Source organism: Nocardioides sp. (assembly GCF_031422975.1).
In the GTDB taxonomy this organism is placed as follows: domain Bacteria; phylum Actinomycetota; class Actinomycetes; order Propionibacteriales; family Nocardioidaceae; genus Nocardioides.
This window is the reverse complement of the sequence record NZ_JANPEO010000249.1, coordinates 1-8,469: the sequence shown is the minus strand read 5'-3', so window position 1 is coordinate 8,469 and position 8,469 is coordinate 1. Positions and strand designations below refer to the sequence as shown.

The 8,469-nt window shown below is 68.2% G+C and carries 10 protein-coding genes; 5 read left to right on the top strand and 5 right to left on the bottom strand.

Translation table 11 applies throughout. The features are described 5' to 3' along the window. Positions 1–746, top strand: a 746-nt coding sequence (locus RMO85_RS07415) for a TetR/AcrR family transcriptional regulator C-terminal domain-containing protein (protein ID WP_310528067.1), incomplete at its 5' end; no start/stop codon positions are given. 36 nt (positions 747–782) lie between these two features. Here the strand turns inward: RMO85_RS07415 and RMO85_RS07410 are convergent. Next, on the bottom strand, positions 783–2,036 hold the full coding sequence (locus RMO85_RS07410) for an MFS transporter (RefSeq protein WP_310528066.1): 1,254 nt from the start codon (positions 2,034–2,036) through the stop codon (positions 783–785). A gap of 190 nt (positions 2,037–2,226) precedes the next feature. On the opposite strand from RMO85_RS07410, the gene RMO85_RS07405 reads away from it, so the two are divergent. Then, positions 2,227–2,631 (top strand): ANTAR domain-containing protein, encoded by a 405-nt coding sequence (locus RMO85_RS07405; RefSeq protein ID WP_310528065.1) that lies wholly within the window; start codon positions 2,227–2,229, stop codon positions 2,629–2,631. Between the two features lie 344 nt (positions 2,632–2,975). Here the strand turns inward: RMO85_RS07405 and RMO85_RS07400 are convergent, their stop codons facing one another. After that, positions 2,976–3,662, bottom strand: a complete 687-nt coding sequence (locus tag RMO85_RS07400) for a GAF and ANTAR domain-containing protein (RefSeq protein WP_310528064.1) — start codon at positions 3,660–3,662, stop codon at positions 2,976–2,978. Positions 3,663–3,920: 258 nt separating this feature from the next. Next, positions 3,921–5,141 (bottom strand): vanadium-dependent haloperoxidase, encoded by a 1,221-nt coding sequence (locus RMO85_RS07395; RefSeq protein ID WP_310528063.1) that lies wholly within the window; start codon positions 5,139–5,141, stop codon positions 3,921–3,923. Between the two features lie 393 nt (positions 5,142–5,534). On the opposite strand from RMO85_RS07395, the gene RMO85_RS07390 reads away from it, so the two are divergent. Both RMO85_RS07390 and RMO85_RS07385 read left to right on the top strand, forming a co-directional pair. Beyond that, the gene (locus RMO85_RS07390; RefSeq protein ID WP_310528062.1) at positions 5,535–5,843 is read left to right on the top strand and encodes a hypothetical protein; all 309 of its coding nucleotides are present in this window, start codon (positions 5,535–5,537) and stop codon (positions 5,841–5,843) included. Positions 5,844–5,956: 113 nt separating this feature from the next. Continuing rightward, positions 5,957–6,703, top strand: coding sequence for a CDP-diacylglycerol O-phosphatidyltransferase (locus RMO85_RS07385; RefSeq protein WP_310528061.1), 747 nt, complete (start codon positions 5,957–5,959; stop codon positions 6,701–6,703). A 15-nt stretch (positions 6,704–6,718) separates the two neighbouring features. Here the strand turns inward: RMO85_RS07385 and RMO85_RS07380 are convergent, their stop codons facing one another. Together RMO85_RS07380 and RMO85_RS07375 are read right to left on the bottom strand one after the other, a co-directional pair. Next, positions 6,719–7,408, bottom strand: coding sequence for a GAF and ANTAR domain-containing protein (locus RMO85_RS07380; RefSeq protein WP_310528059.1), 690 nt, complete (start codon positions 7,406–7,408; stop codon positions 6,719–6,721). A 110-nt stretch (positions 7,409–7,518) separates the two neighbouring features. Beyond that, a complete protein-coding gene (locus RMO85_RS07375) occupies positions 7,519–7,806 on the bottom strand; it encodes a DUF1905 domain-containing protein (protein WP_310528058.1) in 288 nt (95 codons plus the stop codon). An 81-nt stretch (positions 7,807–7,887) separates the two neighbouring features. Between RMO85_RS07375 and RMO85_RS07370 the strand changes: the two genes are divergently transcribed. After that, on the top strand, positions 7,888–8,469 hold a 582-nt coding region (locus RMO85_RS07370; protein ID WP_310528057.1), incomplete at its 3' end, for an AarF/UbiB family protein.

Here is an 8,469-nt window from a genome sequence, read left to right as displayed (position 1 = left end):
AGGACGGTGGCGTGGCAGCCCGGATCAGGCGTGAGCCGTTGAGCAGGGACCGTCTGCTGACGGCCGCCGTCGCGATCGCCGACGCCGAGGGTGTGGGCGCGGTGACGATGCGCCGGGTCTCGGCCGCCGTCGGGGTGGAGGCCATGTCGCTCTACCACCACCTGCCCGGCAAGGAGGCACTGCTCGACGGGCTCGTCGAGACGGTGGTGGTCGAGGTCGTCGAGGAGATCCGCAACGCCGAGGAGTCCGCGGGCGGCCTCGACTGGCAGGGGACGCTGCGCCGGCGCTTCCTCACCGCGCGCACTGTGATGTTGCGGCACCCCTGGGCTCCGGTCCTGATCGGGTCGCGGACGTCGATCCCTCCCAGCGTGTATGGGATCTACGAGACGCTGCTCGCCACGATGATCGAGGCCGGCTTCAGCTATCACCTCGCCCACCGCGCCCTGCACAGCTTCGGCAGCATGCCGCTCGGCTTCGCCCAGGAGTTGTTCAATCCCGCGGCCAACGGTGGCGACGACGCGATGGCCGAGGCCGAGCTCGCACAGATGGCCGAGCTGGTCCCCCACCTCACCGCCATGGCGGCGGCCGAGATCCACGACAACGCCGGCGACGTGCTCGGGTGGTGCGACAGCCAGGCGGAGTTCGAGTTCACCCTCGACCTGTTGCTCGACGGCTTCGCCCGCCACCTGGCCGCGGCCGGTGGACGCGTCGAGGCCCTGGCTCCTGCGTCCGCTGGTGGAACCTGAGGTCGTGGCCGCGGTGGCGGTGTGGCGAGTGGCTGGCTACGTCGTCGTCGGCAGATCGTCAAGGGCGGCGACGGGGGCGCCGGTCAGGCGCAGATTGGCAATGGCCGGCGTGGCCAAGGCGACGGCCGTGACCACCACCGCAAGGACGACACTGCCGAGCTCGACGGTCCGGATGCTGGAGAGCAGGACGAGCGGGCCGACCAGAAGCTGACCGATCGGCATCGCGACGAACGAGAAGAACCCGTCGATCGACATGATTCGCGACAGCATCTCCTCGGGCACCTTCTCCTGCACCGTCAGGCTCCAGGCGAGGTTGAGCACGGCCAAGCCAACCCCGGCGATCAGGAACGCCACCGTCAGCGCGACGGTGCCGACCGCTGTGCCCAACACCATCATTGGCACCGCTGTGGAGCAGAAGCCCACCATGATCGCGTGCATCGGCCGCCGGATGGCGACCCGGACCAGGAAGAATCCAGTGACGAACAGCCCGACCGCCTCGCCCGACTGCGCGATCCCCCATCCCTGGCTCCCGATGGTGTCCTGGGCGATCACAGGGCCGAGGACGCCGATGGAGCCGCTGATCAGCGCGTTGTAGACCAGCGCGCAGCACGACGCCGGTATCACCCAGCCGAGGGCGCGGGCGAACGTCCAGCCGACCTTGAAGTCACCGATGACGCTGGCCTGCCGCTCCGGGCGGTCGCCGAACGGGATCCGGACCAGGACCAGGAACCCTGCGGCGACGAAGTATGTCGCGGCGTCGGCTGCCAATGCCCAGCCGGGACTGATCGTGGCGACCAGGATCCCCGCGGCGGCGGGCCCAGCGATGCGCAGCAGGCTCTCGGTCTGCCCGATGAGGACGTAGGCGGATTTGCGGCCCTCCACCGGCACCAGGATCGGCACCATGCCGTGGAAGGCCGGATAGGTGACCGCGACCACCGTTCCGCTGATGAGGTTGAGGAGCACGAGGTGCCAGATCTCGGCAGCGTCGGTCAGCACCAGCACCGCCACCACCGATTGGACAGCGCCTTGTACGACATTGCCGCCACGCAGGACCAGTGCCCGTGGCAACCGGTCGGCCAGCGCCCCACCGATCAGCATGAACCCGACCATCGGGACCGTCCACGCGGCCACCACCAGACCGAGCGCTCCGGCGGAGTCGCTGATCGCGAGGGTCGCGAACGCCAGCGCGATTCCCGACATCGACGACCCGGCGGTGTTGACCATCTCGCCGATGAAGAACCAGCGGAAGTTGCTGACACGCAGCGGAGCAGTCACACCGTCCGCAGCCATGGCCACACGCTAGCTCCCCGGATGAGTGCCGACACCTGCTTTACCGCCGTCCAGACCCGTCCGGATATGCGTGTCAACTCCCGTATACGTGGACAGGTACGCGGTTGTCACCTAGATTCGCCCTCGGTGGTTGGGAGCGCAGCCCACGGCAGGGTGTTTCGCCGTGACGCTCTCCTCGAGAGGTCTATGCATGAGCACCGACACCTCCACACCTGATTCGCGCCGCACTGCGAACCGTCTGCTCGATGTGCTGCAGCGTGAGCGAACCGCTGCTGCCACCGATCCGTCCGATCTCGGACCCAGCGAGATCCACGCAAAGCTCGCGCTCATCGAGCGGGCCAAGGGCGCGTTGATGCTGCACTACGGGGTCGACTCCCATCAGGCCCTCGCGGTGCTGATCGGTTGGTCGCGGATCTCCCGGACGCCGCTGACCACCATCGCCCATACGCTGCTGCGCGGGATCTGCGAGGGGAATCCGCAGACCGAGATCCAGCAACGCGCGTTGATGCGGTGGCTGGAGGCCCAGCTCCGCGAGCGCGATCCCGGCCATGCACAACTCCGGGATGGCACCGGCACGACGCGAATCGGCACATGAGACTCCGCGCTCGGCCTGAGGGCGGAACGGGGGTGTGCAGGGGCGCGACTCACGCAGAGCCGCGTCCCTGCAGCATCCCACCACCACATATGTCGCCCGGCCACGCTGCGTCTACGGCTACTCGATGACCCGCAGGCCATATCGCGTTCCTCGAGTGGGCCGCTCGCTCATGGAACTCATCAGCCAGGAGACTGCGCTCGCCAACGCCGCGGAGGCCAGTGCGACGCTGCGGCAGCGACGGCAGGAACGAGACGAGGTCGAGGCGTACTTGAGCGCTCTGCATTCGCAGATCGCGGCGGGCCTCCGATGACTGGTCCACCACCCTCGCGAGCGCGGATCACCAGCTACGTCGGCGTCTGCCCGGTGAGGACCAGTTCCTCGGCTACGCGGTTCAGCTTCACGTTGCCTTTCTGCGAGACGCGGCGGAGAACGGCGAAGGCCTGATCGGGCGTCAGGCCAAAGCGTTCCATCAGGATGCCTTCGGCTCGACCTATCACCGTGCGATTGAGGATTGCCATCTCCAGGTGTTCTGCGTTTTGTGATGCCGCCAGCGCCACCCCCACGTGAGCGGCGAGCGCATGACCGTTGGTGATGTCGTCGGCGTCGAACGCATTGAGGTCAGTGGAGTACAGGTTCATCGCGCCGAGCGTGTCTCGGGTTGTGTAGAGGCGGTAGCTGACGATGGAACTGACCCCCGTCTCCTTCGAGATCAAGGGACCCCATCTGGGCCAGCGCCTGTCGTTGGCCAAGTCCGCGCTGTGCACGACCTCGTGCATGCGAAGCGCGTCGAAGCAAGGACCTTCCTTGAGCACGAACTGGAGCTCGTCGATCCGGTTCAGCCTCTCGTTGCTCCCCACCGGGGTGTCGATCCTGTCGCTGTGAACGATCGAGATTCCGACGAGGTCGCACCCCTGGATGATCTCGGTGGCGACCAGTACCACCTTTTCGAGCGTCAGTTGGGTGCTGGCCCATCCCTGCATCGACCGCGCGGCATCAGCCAGTTGATCAGCAAAGCTCGCGGGGGGCTCCATGACCACGATCATCCTCCCCCCAGCCGAGCCTGACTAGGTGCGTGCGAGCGGCTCGAGCACGGCTAATACATGGGTCCTGCGCCTCGGGCAACCGTTCCCGCCTCGTGGTTCTCCTTGCCTCATCGCAGGCAGCGCATGAAGGTACCCGTACCTTCGCCGTCGGCACCCCGGGGATACGCGACCTTGACCCACTTGTGGCTCGCCACCTTGCAGAGCGTGAATCGCTTCAGGTTGTTCATGACCTTCGACGCGTCTCGCTCAGTGGTGGTCGTGACCGACGGGCTCGAGGCGATGCGTCGCGACGTACCCGGCGACACCCTCGCCGAGCGCCTTGCCCTGGAGGTCGGCGGTGCGGAAGTGCAGGCCCGCCCAGATGCGGGCCTCGACGATCTCGGCGAGCACCTGGGAGAAGCTGTCGAAGTGACGAGTGGCGGCATCGGCAGGGCCAAGGAACGACGAGATGCTCGTGATCGAGTAGCCGCCGTCGATCGCGTCACCGAAGAACATCCGCAGGATGCCGGTGTGGGCACCGTCCAGGCACAGATGGCCCGACGGGTGTTCGGGGTACGGCGCCGAGACCAGCGGCAACCAGCCGGCGTCCGGCGCAGTCGCCGGATTGCCGTCCTCCGCTGCGCGTTGGATCGCGTTCCACGGACGCCAGAAGTCCCAGTAGTACTTGTCGTTCCAGCAGTTGATGGCAGCATCGGCCCCACCCAGGTTCTGCAGCGCGAGCAGCCGGGCGGTGTCGAGCGCATCCAGGCCGCCGCGCCTCGCAAGGTCGCGGCCGACCTCGTTCCAGCTCTTCGCCGGCGTGCTCTGCCACCACCGGGCGATGTAGGTCTGGTCCGCCGTCCGGGTGGTGCTGTTCACCGCGCCGATCGCCTTCACTTCGTTGAACTCCGTGGCCCAGGTGCCGCTGTCGAGCTTGGCCGGACCGGACGTGCGGAACTGCGAGGAGGACTCCACGATGAACGGCTGCACCGCCCCCACCCACGGAGTGGGGTCCAGGATCGGCTGCCCGGTGGCCGGGTTCGTCTGCGGCCACCAGTGCCCCGGAGCGGTGTTGGGCACCCACTGCGACGGGCCGAACCGACCGTCGTGATCGCGGGCCGCGATCATCGCCTCGGCCGCGGTCATGCCGACGGTGATCCCCTTGGCCTCGGCCCGGCCGTCGGGGACGGCGGCCAGCGCGTCCGAGTACTGGGTGGAGAGCGTGCCCAGCAGGGTGGTCCGGGTGGCTTCCGCCAGGTTCGGCACGGTGGACACGATGTCGCGCAGCGTCAGGTAGGCCGCCGCGGCCACGGCCGCGTCCTGCGATGCCCACGCCGAGAAGCGCCTCGTGAGCAGGTATGGGCGGTAGCGCCGAGGTCCGATCGCGTTCACCGCGTCGTAGACCGCTCCCTGCACCATCGCTACGTGGATCTGCGCGGCTGGCGGGGCGCCCCCGGCTGGCCCGGGTAGGCCGATGAGCGTGTTCACCGCGATCTCGTTCCACGCCCTGACTGCATCGCCACTGGCAGAGTGGCCCTCGTGGTCATGGCCCCCATGGTCGTCGCCGCGATGAGCTTCGCTGGGTGGCATCGCCACGGTTCCGACTGCCAGCATCGCGGCGGTCACCAGCCCGATCAGCCTTCGATTCGCCCTCATCGCTCCTCCTCCTCCTCCGCAGGCCGAGAACGCGATCCCCGCGTCCGGCCGTACGGGTGGTGTCGACGCTTCCCACTCAAGACCCTGTGCGCGGAAACTGCATCGCCGAAGTTGGGGAACCCTTGTCGTCCGATCCGCATCGCCGAACTTGGGGAACTCCGTGGCGAGTCGCGAGTCACAGTCGCGAGCGGACTGGCGGGTCTGGAGGGTGGGTACTCTCCCGACGTGCCCTCCTCCACCACGATCGACCCCATCTCTGCTCGCCTGACCTCCGCCTCCTGGTGGTTCCGCTCCTCGGACGGGTCGCTGACCCTGTGGGAAGTGCCGAACCCCGCTCTGAGCGTCTGGCTGGTCACGGTGGTGCTGGGGTGGTTCGAGTTGTCGGCCGCGCACACGGCCGCTGTCGACGGCGTACGCCACGGAGCGCTTCTCGTGTGGTCGCTCGACGAGGTCGTGCGGGGCGCGAGCCCGTTTCGACGCACTCTCGGCGCGGTGATCCTGGCCGCACAGCTGGCGATGCTCGTCCTGGGCTGAGCCTGCACGGACCACGCAGCCCCACGCTGACGCGAGACACGGTGCTGCTCTGTCATGATTCCCCTGCGGTCACGACGAACCGCACCGACCCGTGAACGCAACCGAGGAGACCATTGGGTTCCGAGCAGCAGGTTCCCACGCGGGGCGCAGGCGCGGCGACCTTCGCGTCCTGGCTCGTCCACGCCTACACCGCCTCCGGGGTCGTGCTCGCATTCCTGACCGTGATCGCGGTCATGGACGGCGACATCGAGCGGGCCCTCTGGCTCGGTCTGGCGACGATGGTCGTCGACGGCACCGACGGCATGCTCGCCCGCTTCGTGCAGGTCAAGAGATGGGTCCCGTGGTTCGACGGCGCACTGCTGGACAACATTGTCGACTACCTCACCTACGTCTTCACGCCGATGGTCCTGCTGTGGAGCGCCGGCTACCTCGGCGAGGGCACGTCGGCAACGGTGCTCGCCGCCATCCCGCTCGTGGCCTCGGCCTACCAGTTCTGCCGGGTGGACGCGAAGACCGACGACCATCTCTTCCTCGGCTTCCCCAGCTACTGGAACATCGCCGCGTTCTACGTCATCGTCCTCGACCTCCGGCCGACCAGCGTCGCGGTGCTGCTGATGGTGTGTGCGGTGCTGGTCTTCGTCCCCATCGGCTACGTCTATCCCTCGCGCACCACGACGCTGCAGCGACCCACCCTCGCGCTGACCGCCCTGTGGCTCGTCAGCTACGCGGTCCTGCTGACCCAGGTCCCGGATCCGGGAGTCGTATGGCTGGCGATCTCGCTCGCCTACGTCGTCTACTACGTCGTGCTGAGCCTCTACCTGACGGCTCGTCGGAGCAGGGCGACACCGCAGGTCGCCTGACGCACGGACGACGGTTCAGTCCTTGTGGTGGCGCTGCTTCATCTCGTCGAGCAGACGTTCGGCGACGACGCGGAGCTTGAGGTTGTTGTCCTGGGAAAGCCGCGTGAGGAAGCCGAAGGCACGGACGTCGTCGAGCTCGAAGCGCTCCATCGTCACCCCGACGGCCTGACCGATGAGCTGCCTGGTCCCTAGGGCCTCCTGCAGCTCGCTGACCTGCCGGGCGTAGACCAGAGCCGTGGCCGACTGGTGCGCGAACAGCTGGGCCAGCACATCGAAATCCTCGAACGCGCCCGGGCGCTCGCTGTAGAGGTTCAGGGCGCCGTTGCTGCGCGGGGCGTCGAAGAGCCGGATGGCGGCCTGGGCCGGGATGCCTGCGGCGAAGGCGACCGGCCCGTAGCGGGGGAAGCGCGGATCGTCGACGATGTACGGCGCAGTGACGTGGACGGAGTCTGTCGCGGCCTCGTAGCAAGGCCCTTCCCGCAGCTCGTACTGCGCGGCGTCGAGCTCGAGGATCGCGTTGTCGGTGGGCGCGAACGTCTCGAGTCGCCCGTCTTGGTGCTTGACCGTGATGCTGGCATAGGCGACGTCGGGCAGCACCTCGACCGCCGCTGCCGTGATCCGCTCCAGCGTCGTGTCGAGGTCGCCGGGCGCGAGTGCCTCCGACAGACGGCGGCTTGCTTCCAAGATCTCGTCCACACGTTGCATGGGTCACCGCCTTGTGGTGTTGGAAAGGAACCCTGCCATCATCTCGCGGCGGCCAGTGCGCGACAACAATCACGAAGACTCCGTGGCATCCACTGCGCTCCTGACGGGACTCAGTCGCGGCCCACCGTGAGCCGCACCTCGACCACGTCGCCGAGCCCGACGGACTCGGCTCGACGCACGGCGTCCTTCAGCGGCAGGAAATAGGTCTCCTCGCGGGGGAACATCGCGGTGGCGAAGGTCGTGGCGCCGAGCCACACGGTCACCGGGATCACGCCCCAGTAGGCGACATCCGCCTTGACCTCGTCGATCAGGTCGGCCTCGTCGGGCGACAACGGCACGAAGTAGAACGGCGCCGGGCCCCGCCACTCCACGATCTCGCCCGCGAACTCGAGCTCCATGCCCCTCACGATAGGACCTGCCCTCGACGGCGAGCGTCCGCCGAGGCACACGTGTCACCGGGCATCGGCAAGACTGACGACATGAGCGATCTCCCCCGCAAGGCCTTCACGCGCAGCGCCCGTCTCGCGGCCCTGCCTCTGGGCTACGCCGGACGCACGGCGATGGGGTTCGGCAGGCGGATCGGCGGCGCTCCCGCCGACGTCGTCCTCAGCGAGGTGCAGCAGCGCACGGCCGAGCAACTGTTCAAGACGCTGGGCGAGCTCAAGGGTGGGGCGATGAAGTTCGGGCAGGCGTTGAGCGTGTTCGAGTCGGCGCTGCCCGACGAGCTGGTGGCGCCGTACCGCGAGAACCTCACCCGCCTCCAGGACGACGCGCCACCGATGCCGACGCAGACCGTGCGCGACCAGTTGACCACACACCTGGGGCCCGACTGGTCCGACGACCTGGTCTGGCTGGACGGCGGGCCGACGGCGGCGGCCAGCATCGGGCAGGTCCACAAGGGCCGGTGGAGCGACGGTCGCGACGTGGCCGTCAAGGTGCAGTATCGCGGTGCCGGCGAGGCTCTGATGGGCGACCTGCTCCAGATCGCCCGGGTCGCGCGGGGGGTGGCGCCGGTCTGCCCCGGCTTCGACTTCAAGCCGCTGGTCGCGGAGCTGCTGGCT

Coding starts and splice junctions, on each gene's coding strand:
- RMO85_RS07380 (WP_310528059.1), bottom strand. CDS start 7,408: ATGCAACGTGTGGACGAGATCTTGGAAGCAAGCCGCCGTCTGTCGGAG.
- RMO85_RS07375 (WP_310528058.1), bottom strand. CDS start 7,806: ATGGAGCTCGAGTTCGCGGGCGAGATCGTGGAGTGGCGGGGCCCGGCG.
- RMO85_RS07410 (WP_310528066.1), bottom strand. CDS start 2,036: ATGGCTGCGGACGGTGTGACTGCTCCGCTGCGTGTCAGCAACTTCCGC.
- RMO85_RS07405 (WP_310528065.1), top strand. CDS start 2,227: ATGAGCACCGACACCTCCACACCTGATTCGCGCCGCACTGCGAACCGT.
- RMO85_RS07400 (WP_310528064.1), bottom strand. CDS start 3,662: ATGGAGCCCCCCGCGAGCTTTGCTGATCAACTGGCTGATGCCGCGCGG.